This is a genomic window from Ralstonia sp. UBA689 (assembly GCF_002298975.1).
GTDB lineage: Bacteria > Pseudomonadota > Gammaproteobacteria > Burkholderiales > Burkholderiaceae > Ralstonia.
Map to the genome: position 1 here is coordinate 225,569 of NZ_DBMV01000011.1, position 22,788 is coordinate 248,356.

At 65.6% G+C, this 22,788-nt stretch carries 23 protein-coding genes; 8 read left to right on the forward strand and 15 right to left on the reverse strand.

Translation table 11 applies throughout. The features are described from left to right. Positions 1 to 127: 127 nt before the first annotated feature. On the forward strand, positions 128 to 2,239 hold the full coding sequence (locus B4F51_RS06605) for a hypothetical protein (RefSeq protein ID WP_296224288.1): 2,112 nt from the start codon (positions 128 to 130) through the stop codon (positions 2,237 to 2,239). A 57-nt stretch (positions 2,240 to 2,296) separates the two neighbouring features. Here the strand turns inward: B4F51_RS06605 and B4F51_RS06610 are convergent, their stop codons facing one another. Together B4F51_RS06610 and B4F51_RS06615 are read right to left on the reverse strand one after the other, a co-directional pair. Further along, a complete protein-coding gene (locus B4F51_RS06610) occupies positions 2,297 to 2,824 on the reverse strand; it encodes a dipeptidase (RefSeq protein WP_296224289.1) in 528 nt (175 codons plus the stop codon). Next, entirely contained in the window at positions 2,821 to 3,426 is a 606-nt protein-coding gene (locus tag B4F51_RS06615) for a hypothetical protein (RefSeq protein ID WP_296224290.1), read from the reverse strand. The genes B4F51_RS06610 and B4F51_RS06615 overlap by 4 nt, the downstream gene beginning before the upstream one ends. An 82-nt stretch (positions 3,427 to 3,508) precedes the next feature. Between B4F51_RS06615 and B4F51_RS06620 the strand changes: the two genes are divergently transcribed. Next, positions 3,509 to 3,940: a PGDYG domain-containing protein gene (locus tag B4F51_RS06620; RefSeq protein ID WP_296224291.1), complete on the forward strand. Its 432-nt coding sequence runs from the start codon at positions 3,509 to 3,511 to the stop codon at positions 3,938 to 3,940. A 6-nt stretch (positions 3,941 to 3,946) separates the two neighbouring features. Here the strand turns inward: B4F51_RS06620 and B4F51_RS06625 are convergent, their stop codons facing one another. After that, complete coding sequence (locus B4F51_RS06625) at positions 3,947 to 4,891, reverse strand: hypothetical protein (RefSeq protein ID WP_414706697.1); 945 nt, start codon at positions 4,889 to 4,891, stop codon at positions 3,947 to 3,949. A gap of 160 nt (positions 4,892 to 5,051) precedes the next feature. On the opposite strand from B4F51_RS06625, the gene B4F51_RS06630 reads away from it, so the two are divergent. Continuing rightward, positions 5,052 to 5,948: an oxygenase MpaB family protein gene (locus B4F51_RS06630; RefSeq protein WP_296224292.1), complete on the forward strand. Its 897-nt coding sequence runs from the start codon at positions 5,052 to 5,054 to the stop codon at positions 5,946 to 5,948. 1 nt (position 5,949) lies between these two features. Here B4F51_RS06630 and B4F51_RS06635 read toward each other — a convergent pair whose 3' ends face one another. Next, complete coding sequence (locus B4F51_RS06635; RefSeq protein ID WP_296224293.1) at positions 5,950 to 7,521, reverse strand: MDR family MFS transporter; 1,572 nt, start codon at positions 7,519 to 7,521, stop codon at positions 5,950 to 5,952. A 90-nt stretch (positions 7,522 to 7,611) separates the two neighbouring features. Beyond that, positions 7,612 to 8,565 carry a LysR family transcriptional regulator gene (locus tag B4F51_RS06640; RefSeq protein ID WP_296224294.1) on the reverse strand — a complete coding sequence of 318 codons (954 nt, stop codon included), beginning with the start codon at positions 8,563 to 8,565 and terminating at the stop codon, positions 7,612 to 7,614. Between the two features lie 139 nt (positions 8,566 to 8,704). On the opposite strand from B4F51_RS06640, the gene B4F51_RS06645 reads away from it, so the two are divergent. Beyond that, positions 8,705 to 9,331 carry an FMN-dependent NADH-azoreductase gene (locus B4F51_RS06645; RefSeq protein ID WP_296224295.1) on the forward strand — a complete coding sequence of 209 codons (627 nt, stop codon included), beginning with the start codon at positions 8,705 to 8,707 and terminating at the stop codon, positions 9,329 to 9,331. Positions 9,332 to 9,477: 146 nt separating this feature from the next. Here B4F51_RS06645 and B4F51_RS06650 read toward each other — a convergent pair whose 3' ends face one another. Continuing rightward, positions 9,478 to 9,711, reverse strand: coding sequence for a hypothetical protein (locus B4F51_RS06650; RefSeq protein ID WP_296224296.1), 234 nt, complete (start codon positions 9,709 to 9,711; stop codon positions 9,478 to 9,480). Between the two features lie 361 nt (positions 9,712 to 10,072). Between B4F51_RS06650 and B4F51_RS06655 the strand changes: the two genes are divergently transcribed. After that, positions 10,073 to 10,204 (forward strand): hypothetical protein, encoded by a 132-nt coding sequence (locus B4F51_RS06655; RefSeq protein ID WP_296224297.1) that lies wholly within the window; start codon positions 10,073 to 10,075, stop codon positions 10,202 to 10,204. A gap of 18 nt (positions 10,205 to 10,222) precedes the next feature. Here the strand turns inward: B4F51_RS06655 and B4F51_RS06660 are convergent, their stop codons facing one another. After that, a complete protein-coding gene (locus tag B4F51_RS06660) occupies positions 10,223 to 11,290 on the reverse strand; it encodes a hypothetical protein (protein WP_296224298.1) in 1,068 nt (355 codons plus the stop codon). A 902-nt stretch (positions 11,291 to 12,192) separates the two neighbouring features. On the opposite strand from B4F51_RS06660, the gene B4F51_RS06665 reads away from it, so the two are divergent. After that, positions 12,193 to 12,534 (forward strand): DUF1488 family protein, encoded by a 342-nt coding sequence (locus B4F51_RS06665; RefSeq protein WP_296224299.1) that lies wholly within the window; start codon positions 12,193 to 12,195, stop codon positions 12,532 to 12,534. 84 nt (positions 12,535 to 12,618) lie between these two features. Here B4F51_RS06665 and B4F51_RS06670 read toward each other — a convergent pair whose 3' ends face one another. The 3 genes from B4F51_RS06670 to B4F51_RS06680 all read right to left on the reverse strand — a co-directional run bounded on the left by B4F51_RS06670 (position 12,619) and on the right by B4F51_RS06680 (position 15,974). Next, positions 12,619 to 14,307: an AMP-binding protein gene (locus B4F51_RS06670; RefSeq protein WP_296224300.1), complete on the reverse strand. Its 1,689-nt coding sequence runs from the start codon at positions 14,305 to 14,307 to the stop codon at positions 12,619 to 12,621. A 131-nt stretch (positions 14,308 to 14,438) separates the two neighbouring features. Further along, complete coding sequence (locus B4F51_RS06675; RefSeq protein WP_296224301.1) at positions 14,439 to 14,948, reverse strand: hypothetical protein; 510 nt, start codon at positions 14,946 to 14,948, stop codon at positions 14,439 to 14,441. A 141-nt stretch (positions 14,949 to 15,089) separates the two neighbouring features. Next, positions 15,090 to 15,974, reverse strand: coding sequence for a LysR substrate-binding domain-containing protein (locus B4F51_RS06680; protein WP_296224361.1), 885 nt, complete (start codon positions 15,972 to 15,974; stop codon positions 15,090 to 15,092). Between the two features lie 128 nt (positions 15,975 to 16,102). Between B4F51_RS06680 and B4F51_RS06685 the strand changes: the two genes are divergently transcribed. Then, on the forward strand, positions 16,103 to 16,861 hold the full coding sequence (locus B4F51_RS06685) for a sulfite exporter TauE/SafE family protein (RefSeq protein WP_296224302.1): 759 nt from the start codon (positions 16,103 to 16,105) through the stop codon (positions 16,859 to 16,861). Between the two features lie 11 nt (positions 16,862 to 16,872). Continuing rightward, complete coding sequence (locus B4F51_RS06690; RefSeq protein WP_296224303.1) at positions 16,873 to 17,169, forward strand: hypothetical protein; 297 nt, start codon at positions 16,873 to 16,875, stop codon at positions 17,167 to 17,169. 258 nt (positions 17,170 to 17,427) lie between these two features. Here B4F51_RS06690 and B4F51_RS06695 read toward each other — a convergent pair whose 3' ends face one another. The 5 genes from B4F51_RS06695 to B4F51_RS06715 form a co-directional block, all read right to left on the reverse strand. Then, positions 17,428 to 18,129, reverse strand: coding sequence for a hypothetical protein (locus B4F51_RS06695; protein WP_296224304.1), 702 nt, complete (start codon positions 18,127 to 18,129; stop codon positions 17,428 to 17,430). 73 nt (positions 18,130 to 18,202) lie between these two features. Continuing rightward, positions 18,203 to 18,709, reverse strand: a complete 507-nt coding sequence (locus tag B4F51_RS06700) for a TlpA family protein disulfide reductase (RefSeq protein ID WP_296224305.1) — start codon at positions 18,707 to 18,709, stop codon at positions 18,203 to 18,205. Next, entirely contained in the window at positions 18,706 to 19,971 is a 1,266-nt protein-coding gene (locus tag B4F51_RS06705) for a sialidase family protein (RefSeq protein WP_296224306.1), read from the reverse strand. Before B4F51_RS06705 ends, B4F51_RS06700 begins: the two co-directional genes overlap by 4 nt. Next, positions 19,959 to 22,280: a TonB-dependent receptor gene (locus tag B4F51_RS06710; RefSeq protein ID WP_296224307.1), complete on the reverse strand. Its 2,322-nt coding sequence runs from the start codon at positions 22,278 to 22,280 to the stop codon at positions 19,959 to 19,961. Before B4F51_RS06710 ends, B4F51_RS06705 begins: the two co-directional genes overlap by 13 nt. A gap of 84 nt (positions 22,281 to 22,364) precedes the next feature. Continuing rightward, complete coding sequence (locus B4F51_RS06715) at positions 22,365 to 22,766, reverse strand: DUF2946 domain-containing protein (protein WP_296224362.1); 402 nt, start codon at positions 22,764 to 22,766, stop codon at positions 22,365 to 22,367. Between the last annotated feature and the right edge of the window lie 22 nt (positions 22,767 to 22,788).

The window sequence follows — 22,788 nt, forward strand, 5'->3', positions numbered from 1 at the left end:
TCGTCAATTCGTCGGGTTTTTCCCTCATATGGAGGATGCCCGCGGCAGGACTCCCTTCCAGAATCTCCGCACAACACTCGCGGCCGCACGCACGGTACGCCCACAACAACAACCAGCGGAGGACCTCATGAAACTCACCCCAATTGCACTTGCGTTGACCACGCTTGCCTTGTCGGCTTGCGGCGGCGGCGATTCCGGCAGCAGCAACGCATCGTCCGGCGGCGGTGGCGGCACGCCCGCGGCGCAGACCGTCAGCGGCGTGGCGGCCACCGGCGCCGCCATGCAAGGCGCCACCGTCACGTTGATGGATGCCAATGGTCAAACGGCCAGTTGCCCGGCCAATGCCACAACGGGGGCCTTCCAATGTACGGTGACGGGCATGACCGCGCCGTTCGCACTGTCCGCCACCGGCAACGTGGCCGACTCGCAAGCCACGCTGATCGCGCTCTCAGCCACCGGCGGCACGCAGACGATCAACATCACACCCATTACCAACGCCATCGCCGCCACCATCGTGGGCGACAACCCCGGCAAGCTCCTGGGCAACACGGGCCTGCTGCAGAGCAAGGTGACCGCGCAGGCCGTCTCCAGCACGGTGGCAGCGTATTCCGCCGCGCTGGCCAACCTGCTGGCCTCCACGGGCAACACGGGGGTGGACCTGATCTCCGGCCCGCTGACGGCCGGTGCGCCGGGGCTCGATCGCTTGCTCGATCAGGTGAAGGTCAATGTGCTGCCGGACGGCAGCGTACAAATCAGTTCGGTGGCGGGCGCATCGAGCGACACGCCGATGCAGTTGCAGCTCTCCCCCGGCGTCGCACCGCAGGCCAGCGATGCATCCAACCTGCCGAGCACGGCGACCATCGGTGGTACCACCGTTTCCAACGTGCCAACGGCCACCGACCTGGCCGCGCTGCAGACCGCGCTCAACCAGTGCTTTGCCGGATCGACGGGTGCTGCGCGCATCGGCGGCAGTGTGCCTGCCTGCGCCCAGATTTTCGTGGATGACGTGGCCGCCGGTGCGCGAATCGGCGGCGTGCCGGCGAGCTACCTGAACAACGGGTTGAACGCCAACCAGGAGTTCGCCACAACGTCGGGCGGCACACCCGGCATGTTCGCTGACGATGCGATGAACAACGCCAGCTTCAGCCTGCCGGAGATCATCCGCGTGATGTCGAGCACCGGTGACACGCTGTGGATCAAGCTGGCCTGGACCCGCACCGACGGCATCCGCGACGGCATGCAGCAGCATGTGCGCATTGCGGTGCAGGCCGCCTCGCGTGCCAGCGGAGACAACGGCTGGCGCGTGGTCGGCAACCGGCGTGACGTGCTCACGAAGGTCAACGCCAACTCGCAGAAGTGGGACTGGCTGAACGCGGCCAAGCCAACCACCGGCACCAATGCGTTTGTCGATTCGATCAACATGCAGGTGGGTACCGTCGATGCCGGCGGCACGCCGGTCGACTATGCGATCGTCCGTGGCCCCGGCCTGCGCAATGGGGTGTTTCTGCAACCCTCTTCCGGCGTGTGCGACACGCTGAATATCCGCGCTCAGATCGCCTCGGGACAGACGGTGGCGCAGCTCGCCGCGCTGAGCAAACTGGGTTCCTGCCGCAACAACTTCCGTCTGGCCGGTGTGGCGCAGGACCCGGCCAACCAGAGCGCCTTCACTTGGCCCAACAACAGCGCGTGGGCCCAGCCGCAACTGACCGCGTCGGAGCTGGCGACCATCACGCCGTTCAGCGCCTACACGATCGACATCTACCAGAATGGCCAGCCGACAGCGACGCCAGCGGTGCCATCGACGCTCACCAAGACCTACACCGTGAGACTGCGCACGCCGTCGCCATCGCCAGACGCGCTGCGCCAGTACACGTGGCAGGACGTGTCGCAAGCCACGCGCGACATCCTCACGCCGGGCACGGCATCCACCTTCGCGGGCGGCGCCACCCTGCCGGTCACCTGGACGACGAAGGCCGGTGTGCCTTTCGTCAAGAAGGCCAACGTGCAGATTCGCGCCACGGCGTCGGGCCAGAGCCAGGCCGTCTTCGTCAACGGCACGGCACGCGCCACGCCTGCAACTCCCGGCACCACGCTCACCGTCAACGTACCGGGTGATCAGAGCACGGCCTTCCCGGCGGTGACGGGCTGGACGGGCAGTTCGGACTTCTCCTTCACCAACCTGTCGTGGTCTGATCCGTTTGACCTGAACTTCACCAACTCGGTCGAGTACGACCGCTAAGCGGACTCGGTGCTGGGCCAGCGCGCCCGGCACCGTTTTCGTCCTCCTGGTAGAGAGTCAACCTACCGTCGCCTCGAACACGCGCCGGTAGTTGCCACCCAGAATCTGCCCGACCTCGGCCGAAGTAAAGCCCGCCTTCAGCAAGGCCGCAGCCAACTCCGGCAGTTGCGCATAGCTCGTGAATACCGGCGGCCTGATGAAGCCGAGCATGTCGGTCCCCAAGCCCACGTGCGCGACGCCCACGACGTCGGCCATCCGCTTGATGCCGACAGCCATGGCGTCGAGGCTCGGGAAATCGCCCGTGTTGGGCCACACGCCGATCACGCCGCCCGTCTCGGCCACCGCGCGCGCATGGTCCGCAGAGATCAACCGGCTGCGCGCCCCCGGCCGCCCCGAAAGCGCCGTATGCGACAGCACCAGCGGCTTGGTGGTCGTGGCCGCCGCGCGCTTGACGAGGTCATACGTGCCGTGCGCCACGTCCACCACGATGCCCAGCGCATTGCAGCGGCGCACAACATCCGCGCCGAAGTCCGTCAGGCCGCCATGCACGGGCGGTTCGGTCTGGATGTCGCCAAGTTCGTTCACCCGGTAGGGCGTAAGCTGAAAATACCGCAGACGGTGCTGCGTGTAGGCCTCATCCGGCCTTCCAGAAAATCCGCGCCCTCCGACGCAATGATGACGCTCGGCCCCCGCGTGCCCTGTGCAGCCAGCGACGCGGCGTCCGTCACCACGTGCAGTCGCTCCTTCTCGATCAGCCGCTGGGCGCGCGCGAATTCGGTCATACCAAGCTGGTACAGCTCACCCGGCTCGGGCGTGCGGAAGGCCTCGAAGCGCTTGCCGCTGGCAGCGACATGCACCGCCAGCGTATCGGTGACGATGGCCAGGCAGACAACGTGCATGCCACCGGTGCGCATCGGCTCGGCCACGGGCAGGAACGGGCGGTTGGCGCCCAGCTTCGGATCGCGCGAGACGGTCACGCGACCAGCGTGGCTGTGGATGTCGATGGTGAGTGTGCCGGGCGGCGGCGTCCAGGCCGCCTCCTCGGTGCGGGCGCTCGCCTGCCCTTCTGTGTAGTTGGCGAAGCGGCCAGGCCGCGCAGGCCGCCAGCCCCATGTGTCTCGATGAGGGTCCAGTCGATCGGCCTGTGCGCTCCGCGTGGTTGGGCTGCGGTATTGTGCGCTCGGCACCACGGCACTTCCAGCGCATTCGCGTTACCCTTACGCCCTTCGCCGCGGTATCTGTCTGACTTTTTCTTACGCCCCACGCTTCATGCCCACCCTGCAACACGTCGACCTGCGCACCGACCCCGCAGCCCGCCCCTTCGTCAAGGACGAGACCGTCCACGTCGACTTTGCCACCCAGGCCGGCGAGCTCATGAGCCTGGAAGGCCCCAACCGCTACGCCCCCGGCGATGCGCTCATCACCGGTTCCACGGGCGACCGCTGGGTGGTCTCACGCGTGCGTTTCGATGCGAAGTACGTCCCTGCCGATGCATCGCACACGCATGGCGAATCCGGTGCATACCGCAACCGCCCGAGCGAGGTGCTCGCCAAGCAGATGAGCGCGCCGTTCTCGATGGCGCGCTCCGAAGCCGGCGATGTGCTGCACGGCCAGGCCGGCGACTGGATACTGCAATACGCCCCCGGCGACTACGGCGTCGTGCAGGCACAGCGCTTCGCCAAGGTGTATCGCCCCGCGTAGCGGGTGTCATTGCGCCGTCTGCTGGCGCTCGACTTCGTGGTGCTTCATCTGCAGGTAGTCCTGCCGCTCCACCTCGTGCAACTGGCGCGGGTAATGCTCCGTGGCGTTGAACCACGTAACAAGGCGCAATTCCAGCCGCTTGTCCGGCGGCACGGCGAGCGCCTTCAGATAGGCATCGATGGCCAAGTAGTAGCGCATCGTGTTGCGTTCAAGCAGACCGCGCACGCCACCCACGTATTGCGGCTGCGCCCCCGATGAATCGGCCGACTCGGTAAAGCCCACCTTGTTGCTGCCCACGGTGGCCAGGTACGTGCGCATCGCCAGCCGGCCGGCGGTGCCATAGCCGTAGGCATAGGTGAGGTGCAGAAAGGTCCGGTTGCCACCGGCCGGGGATGGGATGGCCTCCAGCACGATGCGGTAGTCCCGGGTGCTGAACGGGCCGGAATCGGCATTCAGTTCTACGCGGAAGTACTCCGCGCTGCTGACGACCGGGCGGTAACTGAACTCAAGCCGGTAGCTGCTGGACAAGGACTGCTCCACCTTGCGCCCGAGGTTCACGTCGAGCACGCTGCCGCTGGTCCCCGCCACCGCGTGGCAGTACTTGATGTTCAGATGCAGGATCAGCACGTCGCACCAATGGGCTGGCCCCTGCGCCGGATCGTTCAACGCGCCGCTGACAGTGACAAACGGGTAATCGATCACGCTGTAGATATCGCCCTTGAGCATGTCGGGCGTCTCGGTGGATTCGAGCACCAGCGGTTGGTGGAATGGGCTGTCGGCTAATCGCTGCGCCAGACTTTGGTACTTGTCGCGTAACGCTTGCGCACTCTCTGCCGCGCACATCAGCGGGCTCAGGCAGAAGCAAAGCAGCGCCAGCGCGATGCAGCGCCGCCTGACAGCGGTTGAAAGGTGGGCCATGTGCATGACGTTCTCGCGAGGTGTTTTTCGCATTCTAGGAGGCCCGGATGTCATCAGCCCCGCGACAGACCCTGCAACAGACAATCCCGGCATGGCGGACACGTCATGCGGCGTTCTGTCATCGCGGCGGGGTGCTAGACCACCGGGCCCGCCGGTAAAATGAAGGCATCTCCCTCGCGCCCCTTCCGGCTCCATGCCCTCCCCGCTCGCAGCACTTCGCGAACGCATCGCCAACCAGGTCCGCGGCCTCACGCGGGCCACCGGCGGACTGTCCCTCGACATCGCTTCGCCACCGGGTGACCCCGGCCTGTTCGGCCCCGATGCGGTCTGCTGGCAAGTGCATGCCGATTTCCCGTCGATGATGGCGGGCGGTATCAGCGCGCTACTGCTGCAGGCGCTGCACCCGCGCGCGCTGGCCGGCGTGTGGGATCACTCCAACTTTCGTGAAGACCTGCAGGGGCGTCTGGGCCGCACCGCGCAGTTCGTGGCCGGCACGACCTATGGCAGTCGACGCGACGCGCTGGCGCTGATCGAGCACGTCAAGATCATCCACGGCCGCATCCACGGCATTGCCCCCGACGGACGGCCGTATTCGGCCAACGATCCGGACCTGCTCACCTGGGTGCATGTGGCGGAGATGTCGAGCTTCCTGGCCGGCTACCTGCGCTATGTCGATGGCAGCCTCGCCGGCGCCAAGCAGGACCGTTACTTTGAAGAAACCGCCTTGGTTGCCGAACTGCTTGGCGCGCGTGATGTACCGAAGTCGCGCGCGGCGGTCCAGGCCTACCTGAATGCCATGCGTGCCGATCTGGTGGCCAGCGATCGTGCGCGCGCGGTGGTGGAAGTCTTGATGACGTGGAAGGCGCCACGCCCTGGGCTGCAGCCGGCGGTACGCATCTTTCTCGATGCCGGCATCCAGTTGCTGCCGCCGTGGGCCATGCAGATGCTTGAACTGAAACGGCCAGCGCTGCAGGCTGCCTTCGCATCGGCCGCCATGCGCACCATTGCGCCCACGTTGCGTTGGGCACTGTACGAAGGCAGCGTTGCGCGCCGCGCCCGCCGCCGTGCGCTGGCGCCGAGCGCGAGCTAGCTCAATCCACCGCGTGCGCGGTCGACACCTTGCCGCGCAGAGCCTTCTCTTCCAGCCGCACGAGCAGCAACGGCGAAACCACCGAAACCGCTGCCGCAAAGAAGAACAGATGCCGGAACGCGCTCTCGCCCGCGCGTTGCAGCGTCTGCGCATCGGCGCTGTTGCTTGCGAGCGCCGCGTGAAACAGGTCCATCAGCAAATCTCCGCCGGCCGCGACCTGTGCTTCGGGGGCCGCCTGGCGCAGCAGCGCAATCAGCACCGACGTCAGCACCGCCACGCCCACCGCACCGCCCAGCAGGCGCGAGAATGCGGTCAGCGCCGTTGCCAGCCCCATCGTGTGCGGCGGCACGGCGTTCTGCGTGGCCACCAGCCCGGTCGGAAACTGCACGCCAATCGCTAGGCCAAGCACAATCATCGCCAGGGTCAGCGCCCAGACGTTGCGCGGGTCCAGCAGGCCCAGCGCGACAATGGCAAACGGCACCACGCAGGCGCCACCCACCATCAGCGGCTTGTAGCGGCCGCTGTGCGTCATCCACTTGCCGGCCACGAACGCGCCGAACGGAATCGACAGCGTCAGCGGCACCAGACGCAGCGCGGCGGCATCGGGGCTGGCGCCGGCCACCATCTGGAAGCGCAGTGGCATCAGCACCGACGTGGCAATCAGTTGGAAGAAGCACAGGAACAGTGCCAGGCAGCAGATCGTGACCGTGCGCACGCGGAACATCGACAGCGGAATGATTGGCTCGGCCGCGCGGTTCTCCTGCCAGACGAAGGCGCCCAGCACTACCACCGCCCCCACCAGCAGGCCGAGGTTTTCGGGCTGCGTGAGCGGCACGCCCTGTCCCACGCGCGTGATCATCAGCAGCAGCGCCGTCAGGCCCACCGCAAACAGCACCACGCCCGGCACGTCGATGGGTCGGCGCTGGTGCGCCACCGGCAGATGCCGCAGCGTGCGGCGCACCACAACCAGCGCGAGGATGCCCAGCGGCAGGTTGATCCAGAAGATCCAGCGCCACGAAAGATAGTGCGTCAGGTATCCGCCGATCACGGGCCCGGCCAGGCTGGCCATGGCCCACATGCCGCTCACGTAGCCCTGGTAGCGGCCGCGCTCGCGTAGCGGCACCACGTCGGCAATGGTGGCCTGCGCCACCGAGATCAACCCGCCGCCGCCCAGGCCCTGCAGCACGCGCGCGAACAGCAGCATCGGCATGCTGGTCGCCATGGCGCACGCCACCGAGGCCAGCACGAACAGCGCAATGGCCGTCGTCAGCATGGCACGGCGGCCATACAGGTCACTCAGCTTGCCGTAGATGGGCGTGACGACAGTGGAGGCCACCAGGTATGCCGACACCACCCACGCCATCAGCGCAAAACCGTTGAGTTCGCCAGCAATGACGGGCAGCGCCACCGCGACAATCGTTTGCTCCAATGCCCCCAGCAAGATGGCAAGCATCAGGCCGCCCATCACCACCATGACCGGAATCTCGGGTACCGGCGGCGTGCCGAGCGGGGCGGTCAACGAAGCAACGGCGGTATCCGGCTGAGGTGGCTCGATGCTGGGGCGGGAGGACATGGGCATGCGCGCGAATGCCGTCACAGACATCCACACAAATGACTGAAGCGAAGCCGTCGATCATACGCCCGAATGGCAATCGTTGCAGAGTCAACGATCAGGCGGTGACTGCAGGATATCGTCATAGCACCCAGCGGCGACCTTCTCGGTGAGCGGGGGCAATTCGGCGGCCAGGAACTCGATGAACGCGCGCACCGCCGGCACCAACCCACGCCGCGAGGGGAAGACGGCGTGAAACTGGTGCTTCGGTGGTTTGTGGTCGGGCAGCAGCCGGACGAGGCGGCCGTCGCGCAGACCTTCGGCACACAAGTTGTAGGGGAGCAGCCCGACGCCCACGCCGGCAATGGTGCTCTGGGTGAGCATGTGCAGATCATCGGTGGCCAGCACCGGCTGGCATTCGATGTCGACGGCCGCGCCGTCCGGCCCGGTCAAATGCCAGCGCGAGCGCTCGCCGGTGACGGCGCCCAGCCATAGCGCGGCGACTCCCTGCAACGACACCACCGTATCGAAGGGCCCATGCGCGGCCACAAATTCCGGGCTGGCCACCAGCACCTGCTGGCTCATGCCAAAGGTCCGCACGACCAGATTGGAATCGTCCAGCGTTGAGCGCACGCGCAGCGCCACGTCATACCCCTCGCCGATCACGTCGACCCGCCGGTTGGTCACGTCCAGCTCCAGGCGTACATCCGGATGCGCGCGCAGAAAGCGCGGCACCACGGGCGCGAGGAACAGGTGCGCCACCCCAACCGGGCAACTCACGCGCAGGCGGCCGGAGGGTTTCTCGCCGGCGTGCTCGGCTACCTCGAAGGCGGCGCGCGCGGCCTGCGTCATGGTCTCGCAATGCGCGTAGAACGCCTGGCCGACATCCGTCACGTGCACCGCGCGCGTCGATCGCTGCAGCAGACGCACCCCAAGGCGCGCTTCCAGATCCGCCACGCGGCGGCTCACGCGCGACTTGGGAATCCCCAACGCCCTCGCGGCGGCGGAAAAGCTGCCGTTCGCCACCACGCTGGCAAACAGGACGAGGTCGTTCAGGTCTTCCATGGCGGCTCCCCAGAATGCGCATCGGCGGAAAGGTGCATTGTCTCATTCATAGAACGATCTGTGCCGATTCGACCCACTACTGGAACTTGCTGCACCGCACTATCTTTGCAGCAACCCACCTTTTTCTTGGAGAGACGCCATGCAAGTCCTTCACCTCGATTCCAGCATCCTCGGCGACGCCTCGGCCTCGCGCATCCTGACCGCCGCCATCGTCGACGAGCTGCGCCGCGAAAACCCGGAAGCCACCGTGGTCCGCCGCGACCTGTCGGTCGAAGCCATCCCCCACCTGGACGGCGCCATCGCTGCCGGCTTCCGCGCCACGGGCAGCAACGATTTTGACGACGCCACCCGCGCCGAGCACGCCCGCTCCGAAGCGCTGGTGAACGAGCTGCTCGCCAGCGACGTGATCGTGGTCGGCGCGCCGATGTACAACTTCTCGGTGCCCAGCCAGCTCAAGGCCTGGATCGATCGCGTGGCGCAAGCCGGCCGCACGTTCAAGTACACGGAAAACGGCCCGGTCGGCCTGGCCGGCGGCAAGAAGGTCATCGTCGCTTCCACGCGCGGCGGCATGTATTCGGCCGGCCCAGCGGCAGCAATGGATTTCCAGGAAGCCTATCTGAAGACGGTGTTCGGCTTCTTCGGCATCACCGATGTGCAGTTCGTACGTGCGGAGCGCCTCGCGATGGGCGCCGACGCCCGTACGCAAGCGATGGAAGCCGCGCATGCTGCCATGCGTGATGTGGTGAACCAGGCCGTCGCAGCCTGAGCAACGGCCAACCGGTGGGCGGCGCAACGGGACGCGCCGCCACCGGTTCGTGCAATACCTAGCGGGCGCCTGCAGCAATGCGGCGCCCGTTCTTCATAGGCAAATGGAAAGGAAAGCGACCGGCCGGCGGTCAGTCCTTCAACGTATCACTCGTCGCGGTGCTCGCGCGCGTGGTGCATCGCTTGCAACACACGGCGAGCGCGCAGCTTGCGCCACATGACCGGCACAACAATCGCGGTGGCGATCAGGCACGGCACGATCCAAGCGATGGTGGATTCCAGAAAAGTCATCATGATGCGTTCCCCCCGACACATATTGCCGATGCGCGCGGCAACGGCGGCGCGCATCGCGTAGTCCCCGCAGGGCTTGATGCCCGTCATCGTCTTTTCGGGCGCCCTGACATCTCTGTATGAACGGCTATCGGCGCCAGACACTTGAATCTGAATGTCGAACGTTTGCCGTTTGTCAAATTTCCCGCCTACCTCGATGATCTGTCAATAGATTGGCGACAAGTTTGTCGAACATTGTGGCGGTGCACCGACAGGCGGCGCACGCCAGCCACGCAATCCGTCCGCAAAGGTAACGGCAAATTACGGCCGCCGATGCGGGGCGTTGCAAAGGCGGCCCGGACTGCCCATTGCGGGCCTATGCGGCGCAGTTTTGCTTACAAACGGTAAAGCGCGGTTGCGAGGCCTTTCCATACAGTCGAGGCAAGTCCAACGACAACACCGGAGCCTCATCATGAAACGCACCCTCGCCTTGCTGATCCTTGCTGCCGCTGCCGCTTCCGCACTGAGCGCGTGCGTGGTGGTGCCGGCGGGTGGTTATTACTACGACCACCCGCACTATCGCCCGTATTACCGCGGCTATTGATCGGCAGCGCGGCTGGTGTCAGTCGCCAGCGTCGGCGTTGCCGGTCTGATCGCTCTCGACCGGCGGATGCTGGGGCCGGCCTTCGGCAAAAGCCCGGCGGATCAACGCGCCGCACGCGGCGCTGCGTATGTAGGCGCGCGGGGCGCGCGTCTCGCGCACGATCATGCCGTAGTGGCGCTTGTCGGCCGAGATCCACGGATAGAAGCCGAACGCGCCGGGTGAGCTGTAAGCGCCGTCACCGCCGGGCTGGTCTTCGATCCAGTAGTTGAGCGCGTAGTGCCATGGCTGCGCGGCCGGCGTGCTGACGGCGGTCGGGCAACTGCCGGGCTCAGTGCACACGGCGTGCTGGCCGAGCATCCTGCCGAGCAGGTATTCCCCGCGCAGGAGCCGGCGCAGGAACTGGCCATAGGCGGCGGGCGTGGCGATCATGCCGCTGGCCGGCTCGGGAGCGAGGTAGCGGATACCGAGCGGGCTGTCGGCATCGCGCATGCCGGGGGTGTGGCCGAGTTCGCGATCGAGCTCGTCGGAGAGCGCCGCTGCGTCGGCATTGGCAAAGCCGAGGTCCATCAGCATTTTCTGGTCGTGACCGCCGTTGTAGCTGAACCGGCCGACGTGGCCGGGCGTGAAGGTGGCGTTGCGACCGCGATGGAAGCAGCTCTGCACGGTGTCATTGCGATTGCACAGGAGCGGATTGAGCGCGTCGTAGCCCGAGCGCATGGTGAGTGCCTCGACCTCCGCGGGCGTGAGCTTGCCGCGCTCGCGCTCAACCACGTAGGCGCCGAACACCCATTTGGAGGCGGACGCAAGCCGCACAGTCTTGTTGGCACCAATGCGCTGGCCCCGCTGCCCGCGCATCTGCACGCCGTTGGCGTCGCCGATCTCCCAGTAATAGTCACCCAGCCGCTGGCAATTGCTGGCGTGCGCCAAGGTCGACTCAACGGCAGCACGGCGTAGCGCAAGGCTGGGCTCCTGCCCCTGCGCCGCCATCGCGCCTGCGGCCGCCAATATGACCGCCAGCGCGGCAGCCGCGCGCGATCCAAACTTTGCCAACGCCCTCGGTTTCCGGGCGCGTCCTGCTTGCGTCATGTCGATGTCCAAATCCTTGTGAGGCCTTGCGGCCGCCAGCACTCTACCGCAGTGTCGAGGGTGTTTTCCATCTTGTGACACGTACACCACATCACAACGTGCGCGTCTGACCAAAGGCGCATGACTGTAGTCGTCCGGCCTTGCGAAAGCATTGGGGCGACGATCTCTAAGCGTTTGAAACGTAAGCGTTTGCGTATCCGATAATCGCCGCGTGATTTTCTGAAAATCGATTTTTCGATTCCCCCCCAATTTGTCCTAGACCTGCCAGCCATGAGCCAAATGGCGTAGAGAATTCATGCCAAGGTGCACTAGCGCTGCGCGTAGAGTGTCCTAGAATGCAACCGAAGAAAAGCAGAATTAAATAAAATTAAATACGCAAGAAAACAAGGCTTTCGGGAGCAAGCCATGGGAACAATCAAACGGGGAAGCGCAGGACTCTCAGCCCGCATGGGGTGGGAGCGTCACACTGCCGATTGGCAGGTGATCCCAACGCGGCGGCGCCTGTTTCAAACGACACGCGGGCCATCAGTCCGAATTCCACTTGTTTTGTTGTGGCTGCTCACGATTGCAATCGTGATCGGCGTCGGTCGTGTTTTTTGGCATCAACTGTAGTGACCATAACGATGTCGAACAGGCTTCGACATCAAACAGGATGTGTACGGGGAAGGTCGCAGCGCGAGAGCAAAAACCGCAGTCAAACGCCGAATTGACAGACCGCATAACGGCACCGAGGGACAGTTCGACCCGCTTCATGGGGTCCGTTGCAACCGGATCGATTCTGCATCCGGAGCAGCTTCTTCCCTCCGTTCGGCAACACGCTCCCGCATGTGATCACTGCGCCGCGCAAGCGGCATGTGGGGCACGCCGGCCAATCGGCGCGCTTGATCAATGGGGGGGGCATCATGAACATCTCGTTCACCGGTAAGACTTTCAGGTCTGTAGGCGACCTGTTCTTTCAGGCCATCGTCGACGGCAAGGTCGTGAGCTGTTTCGTCACGTCCGAAGCCCTGTCGTTGTGCGATTGCGCACACCAAAAAGCCACAGCCGAAGAGGTCTACCGCAACTATCGGGATTGGATCGAGCTGGCCGCGTCGGATTTGATCCGCGCGGGCGCGCTTGCGCCGGTCATCGTGCGCGGCCGCGACCTAGCCGCCTCGCGCGCATCACTGCCGCATGGCGGCGTGCCGGCGTATGACCTGGACCGCGTGCGTCAGTTGCGCCTGGTGCCGCGCTCATCGCGTTAATCAGCAGTATTCGCGTCGGTGATTTCGAAACGTCGTGCGGCCCACCCGGGCCGCACTTCGTTCTGTGCCACGCCGGACGACGGCTCAATCGGCCGGGAAATCCTCTTCCCAATATTCCTGCAGGTTGCGGCCGGTCTCAGGACGCGCGGCTTCACGCAGGCGCAGCTCCACGCGCCGGATCTTGCCCGAGATGGTCTTGGGCAGATCGGCAAACTCGATACGGCGCACGCGCTTGTACGACGCCAGACGGTTGCGGCAGAACCGCAGGATGTCGCGCGCCAATTCAGGGGTGGCCTCGTGCCCGGCACGCAGCATGAGGAAAGCCTTGGGCACGGCCAGACGCACGGGGTCGGGGCTCGGCACGACGGCGGCCTCGGCGATCGCCGGGTGCTCGATCAGCACGCTCTCCAGTTCGAACGGGCTCACGCGATAGTCGGAGGCCTTGAAGACGTCGTCCGCGCGGCCGACGTAGGTGAGGTAGCCGCTGGCATCGCGCGCGGCAATGTCAGAGGTGTGGTACACGCCGCCCCGCATGGCCTCGGCGGTTTTATCGGCGTTGCCGGCATAGCCGTCCATCAGGCCTGTCGGTCGTGATTCCAATTCGATGCAGATCTCTCCTTCGTCGGCCTCGTTGCCGTCGGGGTCGCGCAGGGTGATGCGGTAGCCGGGCAGCGGCCTTCCCATTGAGCCCGGCTTGACTGGCTGACCAGGGCTGTTGCCGATCTGGCAGGTGGTTTCGGTCTGGCCGTAGCCATCGCGAATGGTGATGCCCCAGGCCGCGCGTACACGCTCGATCGCTTCGGGGTTGAGCGGTTCGCCCGCGCCCACGAGTTCGCGCAGGGCGGGCTTCCAGGCGGCCAGGTCTTCCTGGATCAGCATGCGCCACACGGTGGGCGGCGCGCACAGCGTCGTCACCTTGGCGCGGCAGAGTACGTCCAGCACAGCCTTGGCCTCGAAGCGCGCGTAGTTGTAGATGAACACGGTGGCACCGGCATTCCACGGCGCAAAGAAACAGCTCCACGCATGCTTGGCCCAGCCGGGCGAACTGATGTTCCAGTGCACGTCGCCTGGGCGCAGGCCGATCCAGTACAGCGTCGAGAGGTGTCCGACCGGGTAGCTCGCATGCGTGTGCATCACCAGCTTCGGCTTGGACGTGGTGCCGGAGGTGAAGTACAGCAGCAGCGGGTCGCTGGCCTGAGTAGGCACCTCGGGCGTGAACTCGGGCGAAGCGCCGTAGGCATCTTCAAAGCGGAACCAGCCGGCCGGGGTCTTGTCCGCCCCGACCACGATGCGCGTGAAGGTGCCGGATACGGCGTCGAGCTTGGCGCAGTCCGCCGCACCCGCCACCACGTGCCGCACCTCGCCCATGGCGATGCGCTCGCGCAGGTCTTCGGCCGTGAGCAAGGTGGTGGCCGGGATGATGACGGCGCCGATCTTGATGCTGGCGAGCATCACATCCCACAGGGCAGGCACGTTGCCGAGCATGAGCAGGATACGGTCACCACGCTGCACCCCAAGCGCACGCAGATGGTTGGCCACGCGCGCCGAGCGCTCGGCCATCTGCGCGAATGACAGGCGCGTCTCGTGGCCATGGTCGTCGAGCACCCACAGCGCAATGCCCTCGTTGCCGCGCGCCATGGTGTCGAAATAATCGAGTGCCCAGTTGAAGCGGTCCAGCACCGGCCACGCGAAATCGCGCGCGGCGGTGTCGTAGTCCTCACGATGCGCGAGCAGAAAGTCGCGGCACCGCAGGAAGGCGTCCAACGATGTCATGCCTGTCTCCTGTCGTTTGACTACGCGCGCCTCGTTCGGGCGCGACGGAAACGCACCTGCAACTGACACTTATAGAAGGAAATACTCCGCCAGACCAACCCGGATTCACCCGGGGCAGCGTGCTTATCGGCTCATTGCGAGCGCGGCGGAAGACGCAGCGAGCGGCCGCCGCCCAGGCTCAGCCACGCCCAGGCGCCAGCCGCAGCCACCGCGCCCAGCACGGCGATCCACTGGGCGGTGACCAGCATCAGTTCGACCGTGCCGGACACCTCCGGCAGGATCTGCGGCCAGGCCGGCGTGAGCCAGCCGTCGGCACCGAACCAGGCGCCACGCCCAGCACCGGTGGCGAGTTCCACAGCCAACAGCGCCGCGTTGATGGCCGCGAACGCCATGCCACTGTGCGTGAGCACGCGGCTGAACACCGGCAACTCATGCAAGGGCTTGAGATATTGAATATGCCGCGTGAGCGACCACACACAGACGATCAGCAGGGCGATGCTGAGGGCCGCCATCGGCGCGGGGCTGCGCAGGCAGACACCCAGCGCGATCCATGCCAGCGCGTTGATCTCGTGGCGCCGATAGATGCGCAGCGCACGCGCAGCGTGCAGCAGGCCAATCGGGGGAACACCGGCAGAAGCCATGATGCGCTCCATCAGCGGAAGATTGGTGCGGCGCCGCACGTCACGCCAGTGCGGCGACAACTGCTTGCAGTGTACCGACGGGCATGCGGCCAAGCGAGTGCAAACCGCCTTCCTCCGCCGAATGACGGACACGCCGTTGGGTCAGGCCTCGCGCAAATGTTCGATCAGTTGTCGCGCAAAGACCGGCAGATCGTCGAAACGGCGCACGCAGATGCGCAGCAGGCGCGTCGCCCAGGCATCGGTCAGGCGCACGCGACGGATGGCCATCGAGCGCTGCAGCCGGATGGCCGCGCGTTCTGGGATCACGCCCACGCCCACGTTGCGCTCCACCATCCGGCACACCGCATCGAAACTGCGCAGCCGAACGCGGTACTTGAGCCGATACCCCGCGCGCGCGGCGTGGCCGGCCAGGTAGGCTTGCAGCGCGTTGTCGCCGGTCAGGCCGACGAAGGCTTCCTGCAAGGTTTCGACAAAGCTCAGTTCGCGGCGCTCGGCCAGCGGGTGGTCGCGCGCGGTCACCAGCACCAGGCGGTCGTGGCGGAACGGAAAGGTCTCCAGCCCCGACAGATCCACCGCATCGTTGACGATGCCGATGTCTGCCCGCCCCTGCGCGATCGCCTCGACGATCTCGTGGCTCACCAGTTCTTCCAGGTCGATGTCGACCTCGGGGTGCGCGGCCAGGAAAGCGCTGAGCGTCTCGGGCAGGAATTCGGTCATGGCGGCGGTGTTGGACAGCAACCGCACGTAGCCCTTGAGCCCACGCGCGTATTCGCCCAGTTCGCCGCGCATGCGGTCCATCTGTTGCAGCACGACGCGCGCATGGTGCATGAGCGTACGGCCGGCGGCGGTGGTTTCCACGCCGCGGCGGTTGCGCATGAGCAGCGGCACACCCAAGGTGTCTTCCATGCCGCGGATGCGCGCACTGGCCGAAGCCAAGGTCAGATGCGAGCGTTGCGCACCCGCCGTGATGCTGCCGGCCTCGGCGGTATGCAGAAACAGTCGCAAGTCGGTCAGGTCAAAGCGCACGGCGGTCCTGGTTGGCATGTGCCTCAGTCTGATCCTGAGGCTCGATCAATGTATCGCAGATTGTGTCGTGGGCACCAGCGGCAGAAACTGAGGCATCTCACAACACAACATCCCCAACCTCGCCCCCAATGGAATCCGCCACGCTGCTGCTCTTTGGCGCGGGCCTGCTCGCCGGCATGATGAATGCCCTGGCGGGCGGCGGCTCGTTCGTTACCCTGCCCGCGCTGATGTTTGCGGGCGTGCCGTCTGTCTTTGCCAATGCGTCGAGCACGGTGGCGCTGCTGCCCGGCGCAGCCACGTCGGCATGGGCGTATCGCGCCGACTATCGCGGGTTCGAGCAGGTCTCGATGCGCGCCATGGTGGCGGTGAGCCTGACGGGCGGCCTGGCCGGCGCCCTGCTGCTGATGAACACGCCGTCGCGTGCATTCGATTTCATCGTGCCGTGGCTGCTGCTGGTGGGTGCGTTGGCATTTACGTTCGGCAAGCAGGCCGGGGCATGGCTGCGCCGGCGCATGCATATCGGCCGCACGACGCTGCTGGTCGCGCAGGGCGGCCTGGCCGTCTACGGCGGCTACTTTGGCGGTGCGGTAGGCATCATGATGATGGCGGTGTGGATGCTGTTCGGCCACGACGACATCAAAGCGCTGAACGCCTCCCGCACGCTGCTGGTGGGTGCGACCAATCTGGTGGCCGTGCTGTGTTTTGCCCTGGCCAGGATGGTGTGGTGGCCGCAGACGCTGGTCATGCTGGTGGCTGCTGCCCTGGGCGGCTATCTGGGTGCGCACGTGGGCAAACGGTTGCCGGTGCCGGTGGTACGGGCGCTGATCTCCACCTTCGGTTTTTCGATGACGGCGTTGCTGTTCTGGCGCGCCTGGTCGCAAGGCTGAGGAGGAACGCCATGTCGCACACACAGCCTCACACGCGCCGCCAGACGCGTGCGCCGCGCGCCTATCGTGACGCACAGCCCCTGCACGTGCAGCGCCGGAGCATACGAGAAGCATGGCGCGCAGATGACGAGGATGCCGGCGAGCCGAAGGCGGAATTCGTCAGCGCGCAGACCGTCTTTCTCGTTGCGCGCGGCCTGGCCCTGCTGCTTGCCGCCATTGCCGTGGGCTTGGGCGGCACGCCCGGTCAGCCGGACACCTCGTCGGCCACGCCCCCACCCCCCACTTCGCCGCACGCGACAACGCGCTGAAGGCGCGCTATCATCCGCCCCCGCAGTACCGACCGAGCAAAAGAAAAGCCCGCGGGCCGGGGGGCGGGCGGGCTTAACATCTTCAGCCTTTGACGACGAAAGATGGTCGGGTGTGCTTTGTGAACGAGCAATGCGCCGGAATTCACAAAGCGAGGCCATTATAAAAAGGTCCCGCCCCCCGCCATACCCCAACGATGGGGGGTTTCCCCATCCCATCTTTCCATCCGCAGAAGACGCCGAGGGCGAGACCGAACAGCCTCAGGCGCGGACGTTCGCTTCCGACATCACACGGATGCTGCGCTCAATGCGGATCTGCACGATCAGCATCACCAGCATGATGAATGCCGAGAACAGCGCGGCAATCATGTACAGCGAGATGTAGACGCCCGAGCGCTTGTCGCTGGCATCCATCTTGGCGGCGCCCTTTTCGCTGGAAATGCGCTCCTTCTCGGCAGCGTAAGCCATGTGGTAATCCGAAAACACCTTGTTGACGACAGCGTAGAACGCGTCGCTCGTCTTGGCTTGCTTGGCGACGTCGGGGCGGCTGAGCACCTGGTCGAGGTAAGCCGTTTCCGAGGTCAGGAACGGCTCGCCCTGGTCGCTGTCTTCCAGCGCGCTGGTCACCAATTCATGCAGCTCCGACTTGTCGAACTGGAACGATGCCCCCAGTAGAGCCTTGCCGTGCTTGTTGATCACGTCAGCCAACGCCGTCTCCAGCTTTGCAGCGCCCGGATGCAGCTTGGCGGCATCGTCGCCGGAGGCCTGTTCGCCGTCATCGAGCTTGAACGCCGAGGCCTTGATGTCGATGGCTTCTGAAACGGCCTTCGGCTTGGCGTTGTAGTCGCTCACGGCGCTGAAACCCAACAGCGCCACCCCGATCAGTACAACCGTCGCCAAACCCAGCACCAGAATCCGCATCAGTTGCAGATAACCGCTTTCCACCTTATTGAGAACGCTCATTTCGCTGCCTGTGTTGTTATGAAATTGGGGCGGCGATTATTTCAGAACAAGCGCCTTGTTAGGTTAAGAGAACTTAGCGCGCAAGCGCTGCGTCGAGTGCCTGCGGGGTCAGCAGGCCGCTCGAAGCATGGTGCGCGCCATCCGCACGCAGGATGATCGTGCGCGGCATCTCGCCCTGCCAGCCGGGGTCCAGCGCCGCACGCAGGCGCTCCGGTATGGCCTCGGCATTGGCGTACTGCGGCATGCGTGCAAGCCCGATCTTGCCATCGCGCGCCAGCGGCGCCAGCGCACGGTTCAGCATCTCGGCCTGCTCGGGGCCGTCCATCGACACCATCACCACGTCCACGTTCTGCTTGGCCGACCGCCGCCATTGCGCGATGCGAGCGATGTTCTCGCGACAGTAACTGCAATCGAGCGACCAGATTTCGACGATCAGCGGGCGCGCTCGTGGCGTCTGCAGCAGCGCGGGCACGTCGCGCGCATGAAGCGGCTGGAAGTGCAGCGCCTCAACGGCCTGCGCAACGAGGGCGACAGCGGACAACGCCAGCCCCATCATCAAAGACTTCAAACTGAACTTCATTCCGATGCCTCCAATGATGGATTGGACGGATTGGCGCTGGCTACATCGATCAACCGATAGCCCTCGGCCTGTGTGCGCCATGACAGGTAGACATGACCGTCGCGGGCAAGGATTTGCGGGTGATCGCTGCCGCCGTCGGTGCGCGCCAGGCTGACGGGCACAGTCCAATGCGCGCCGCCATCGACCGATTTGCGCATCAGGATCTGCATGCGGTCGTCGGCAAATTGCTTCCAGACGAGCCACAGCGCGCCGTCGGCCGCCAACAGCGCGGGGTGCGATGCCTGCGCACCGGCTTGCGCCGAACCGGCAAACGCCCACGCCCCGCCAATCGGCCTGCCGTCGGCCGAGAGCCGGCTGTAGAACAGTCCAGCCCTGTCTTGCTGCACAGAGAACCACGCCATGTGCCGCACACCATCAGCCGTCACGGCCAGCGTCGGGCCATGGTGCGGGCACGCCTCGACACGCCATTCAGAGAACGTCGCGCGCGTGACAGCCAGCGGCGCGTTATCGACGGGCAGCACTGCCAACGCATGGTCGCGGATCTGCCCGGCAAAGACGTTGCGCCACAACGCAAGCATGTGCCCGCTGGCGTCGGTCGCCATTGCGATGCGGCAGCACTCGCAGGTCTGGTCGATGACCTTGCGCTCGGGAGCGAAGGTTGCGCCGCGATCGGTCGAGACGGTGTAGTACACCGCCGCACCGTCGTACGGTTGCTTGGCAGCCTGTGCGCGCAGCAAGTCGCGCTTGTCAATCCACGAGACAAAGATGCGGCCTGCGCTGTCCACGGCAATCGAATCGAAGCGATGCGTGATCGGCTGGTTGTCATGATGGAGGTTGATGGGTGCACTCCACGTCTTGCCGCCATCGAGCGAGCGCGAGAACCGCACGTAGCCCGTGTACGGCGCATCGAGCGGACGCGACCAGCTCACATACAACGCCCCATCCGGGCTGGCGATCACCTTCGGGCGGTTCTCGCCATCGGTGTAGATCGGCTCGGGTTGCGGGTTCACGCGCTGGGGCTTGGAGAGCGTCTTGCCCTGGTCGTCGGAAGACGCCACCACCACGTGCTGACCTTCGGCCCACGACACCCATAGGCGGCCTGCCTTGTCGAACGCCGCCGTGGTGGCAAGCTGGGGCCTGACGGCGGGCTTGGTTGCCATGGCGCCGTGGTCGTGGCCTTCGTGGGCAACGCTCAACGTCGTTGTCAGGGCCAACAGCAGGCCAGCGGCCAGCTGGGAAATCGAATGGATTACAGACGCCATTTCAGTTGTCCATAGAAGGTGCGCGACGGATATGGGTGGTAGGCGAAATACCGCCGGTCGGTCAGGTTGTCGATGCCGAGCGCCAGCGTGAAGTGCTTGTCGATGCGATAGCTGGCTTTGAGGTCCACCGTGAAGAAGCTGCTGGTGCCGCCATAGACATTGGGCAGCACATCGGTGTTGTCGAGCGTTCCGTACTGCCGCCCCGAATAACGCACGCCTGCGCCCACCGTCCAATCCGGCGTGGCGTGCCAGCTCGCAAACAGGTTTGCGCGCACGCGCGGCATGCGTGGCCAGGTCTTGTCGACATAGGTGGGGTTGGCAGCATCGGCCAGCGTCTTCGATTGCGTGAAGGCAACGTTGGCCTCAACGTCCACACCGCGCATCCCCAGATCGCGCGCCACATCCTGCCCGGAATATGCCAGCTCGATACCGCGCGTGCGCACGCGATCGACGTTCTGCACGTTGGTCACGCTGGGCGTGACGGTGATGTTGGTCTGCGTGTAGATGCTGTCGCGCACGTCGCTCTGGAACAGGCTCGTGCGCAGCACGCCGTAGGGCACGGCCTGCTCGACAGTGAAATCCAGATCGTTGGCGCGCTCGGGCTTGAGGTTGGGGTCGTTGTTGACGATGGAGTTGCCGCTGATGCTGCCCTGGAACAACTCGGCCACGGTCGGGAAGCGCACCGCGCGCCCGTACGACAGGCGCAGCAGCGTGTCTTGCGTGGCCTGCCATTGCAGCGCGGCCTTGGGCGAGAAGGCATCTTCCGTACGGCTGGCATAGCCCAGCGTGGTCGAGCCGTTGCCGAGCTGGCCGTTGTAGGCACGCCAGGTTTCATAACGCAGGCCGAGTGTGGCCAGCCAGCGCGGCGCAAAGGCCCAGGCGTCTTGCAGGAAGACTGCCTGCGTCTGCGTGTCGCCCTGGTAGCTGGATTTCAGCGTCGACAGTGCCTCTGTCGACCAATTCGTCGCGTTGAAGGTCTGGTTACGCAGGTGGTACTGGTCGACGTGGTAGCCGGTGGTGAAGGTGTGGCCAAACACCGTGGGTGAGACCGCCTTCAGGTCAAAGTTGGACCAGCCCGTACCGTCGCCGTAGAACACCGTGCCGGGGCCGCTACCGGCCGCCGTGCTGGAGGCGCGCAGGACGTCGCGCGTGACGTTGTAGGCCGAAGCGTTGGCGTCGATCTTCCAGTCACCAAGCTTGCCCCTCACGCCCAGGCCGTAGAGCCAGTTCTCCTGGTCGCCGTTCTGCGGGGCGAACGTGTTCGGGGCGATGGTATATGGCGTGCCGTTGATCAGCACGTTGCCGCCGGTGACGACGTTGCCGGCGGCGTCACGCAGGAAGCTCTGGGCCTGGTCGTTGTAATGGTTCTCCCAGTGGCCAAGCGTGAGCGACGCTTCCAGGCGGTCGCTGAAAACATAGCCCAGGCGCAGCGTTTCCTGCAGTTGCTGGGTGCGTTCGAGCATCTGCGGCCCGAGGATCACGCGCGGCTGCCCGTTGGGGCCGAGATCCTGCACCGCACCCGTCACCGGAACCGGCGCACCACCCGGCGTCAACCTGGAATTGGGCGTAGCGTACTGCATCGGCTGGCTGTCGTTCTCCAGCCGGTCGACCGACAGCGCGTACCAGAACTTACCGATGCGATCGCCCAGCGAAGCGCTCTCGTGGTTGCCCGTGACGTTGCGCGAGAAGCCATACGCATCGCTGTAATGCTGGCGCATCACCTGGGTCTGCGCGCTGGCCTCGAACGTCTCGGGATTGCGCAGCGTCAGCGCAATCGTCGTGCCCATCGAGTTGCCCGGCAGCAGTGCGGAGAACGGCCCGTACAGGATGTCCACGCGCGCCAGATCATCCGGCCCGACCATTGACCAGCGCGGCGGGTAGGTGTAGCTGGAGCCGAGCAGGTTGGAGAGCAGGATGCCGTCGGCGTACAGCAGGCCGCGCGCGCTCTGGATCTCGTTGAAATCGCGGCCGGCGAAGATGGAGTTGCGGTCGCCAATGAACCGGCGGCGCACCATCACGTTGGGCTGGTACTTGACGGCGTCTTCGGTGGTGACGACGTTACGGTCGGCCAGTTGGTCTGCGGTGACGCTCTGGACCACAGCGGGGGTATTGCGCGCGAACGGCGTGGGCGCCGCATCGGCGCGCACCAAGGTGGGCGCAAGCTCCTGGGCGATGATTGTGCTGGGAGCCGACGCATTGTCGTCGGCGGCGAATGTGGACAGCGGTGCAGCCGCGCTCAGGGCGAGCGCGGCACGGCGCACCAGCGTGCGCTTGCGGCTGGCAGCCGCGGCGCGCTTGGGCGATGACATCGGGATGGTCTCCGGGTTGCGATGGCGCCGGCCGTGAGAACAGCCGAGCGCAATAGCGCCGCGAGACTCACTCCCGCAAGCGCATCAGATCAGCAACGACGAAGACACAGGCGGCGCGCGCGACTCGGCCACGCGCAGCGCGCTGCGCGCATACACCGGCGCCGGGCTGGCCGGCTGCCGCACGCAATAGACGAAATGGGCGGAGGGAACATCCAGCGCTGGCGGCGAGGCCAGCGCAAACCCGGCGGCAAACCCCGGGCAATACACGCAGTGCGCCACGCTGTGATGGGCAGCCGAATCGTCGGCGGCGCCATCGCCCGGCAGGTCGACGGCAATCTGCACCGTGCTGCCATGGGGGGCCGTTGCGCTGCACAGGTCGACGGCGAGCGTGCCCGTCTGCGCTGAGCGAGCAGACGCGAGCACCGGCGACAGTACATTCAGTACGATCGCAAGCCAGACAAGGGAGAGCCAGCGGCGGGAGAACATGGACACGATGGGAAGCTGCAGG

Bases quoted from the DNA above. Each gene is read 5' to 3' on its own strand.
- B4F51_RS06690 (WP_296224303.1), top strand. From the start codon at position 16,873: ATGTCGCACACACAGCCTCACACGCGCCGCCAGACGCGTGCGCCGCGC.
- B4F51_RS06695 (WP_296224304.1), bottom strand. From the start codon at position 18,129: ATGAGCGTTCTCAATAAGGTGGAAAGCGGTTATCTGCAACTGATGCGG.
- B4F51_RS06655 (WP_296224297.1), top strand. From the start codon at position 10,073: ATGAAACGCACCCTCGCCTTGCTGATCCTTGCTGCCGCTGCCGCTTCC.
- B4F51_RS06715 (WP_296224362.1), bottom strand. From the start codon at position 22,766: ATGTTCTCCCGCCGCTGGCTCTCCCTTGTCTGGCTTGCGATCGTACTG.
- B4F51_RS06660 (WP_296224298.1), bottom strand. From the start codon at position 11,290: ATGACGCAAGCAGGACGCGCCCGGAAACCGAGGGCGTTGGCAAAGTTT.
- B4F51_RS06625 (WP_414706697.1), bottom strand. From the start codon at position 4,891: ATGCGAAAAACACCTCGCGAGAACGTCATGCACATGGCCCACCTTTCA.
- B4F51_RS06645 (WP_296224295.1), top strand. From the start codon at position 8,705: ATGCAAGTCCTTCACCTCGATTCCAGCATCCTCGGCGACGCCTCGGCC.
- B4F51_RS06670 (WP_296224300.1), bottom strand. From the start codon at position 14,307: ATGACATCGTTGGACGCCTTCCTGCGGTGCCGCGACTTTCTGCTCGCG.
- B4F51_RS06685 (WP_296224302.1), top strand. From the start codon at position 16,103: ATGGAATCCGCCACGCTGCTGCTCTTTGGCGCGGGCCTGCTCGCCGGC.
- B4F51_RS06705 (WP_296224306.1), bottom strand. From the start codon at position 19,971: ATGGCGTCTGTAATCCATTCGATTTCCCAGCTGGCCGCTGGCCTGCTG.
- B4F51_RS06620 (WP_296224291.1), top strand. From the start codon at position 3,509: ATGCCCACCCTGCAACACGTCGACCTGCGCACCGACCCCGCAGCCCGC.
- B4F51_RS06710 (WP_296224307.1), bottom strand. From the start codon at position 22,280: ATGTCATCGCCCAAGCGCGCCGCGGCTGCCAGCCGCAAGCGCACGCTG.
- B4F51_RS06665 (WP_296224299.1), top strand. From the start codon at position 12,193: ATGAACATCTCGTTCACCGGTAAGACTTTCAGGTCTGTAGGCGACCTG.
- B4F51_RS06650 (WP_296224296.1), bottom strand. From the start codon at position 9,711: ATGACGGGCATCAAGCCCTGCGGGGACTACGCGATGCGCGCCGCCGTT.
- B4F51_RS06635 (WP_296224293.1), bottom strand. From the start codon at position 7,521: ATGTCCTCCCGCCCCAGCATCGAGCCACCTCAGCCGGATACCGCCGTT.
- B4F51_RS06675 (WP_296224301.1), bottom strand. From the start codon at position 14,948: ATGGCTTCTGCCGGTGTTCCCCCGATTGGCCTGCTGCACGCTGCGCGT.
- B4F51_RS06640 (WP_296224294.1), bottom strand. From the start codon at position 8,565: ATGGAAGACCTGAACGACCTCGTCCTGTTTGCCAGCGTGGTGGCGAAC.
- B4F51_RS06700 (WP_296224305.1), bottom strand. From the start codon at position 18,709: ATGAAGTTCAGTTTGAAGTCTTTGATGATGGGGCTGGCGTTGTCCGCT.
- B4F51_RS06605 (WP_296224288.1), top strand. From the start codon at position 128: ATGAAACTCACCCCAATTGCACTTGCGTTGACCACGCTTGCCTTGTCG.
- B4F51_RS06630 (WP_296224292.1), top strand. From the start codon at position 5,052: ATGCCCTCCCCGCTCGCAGCACTTCGCGAACGCATCGCCAACCAGGTC.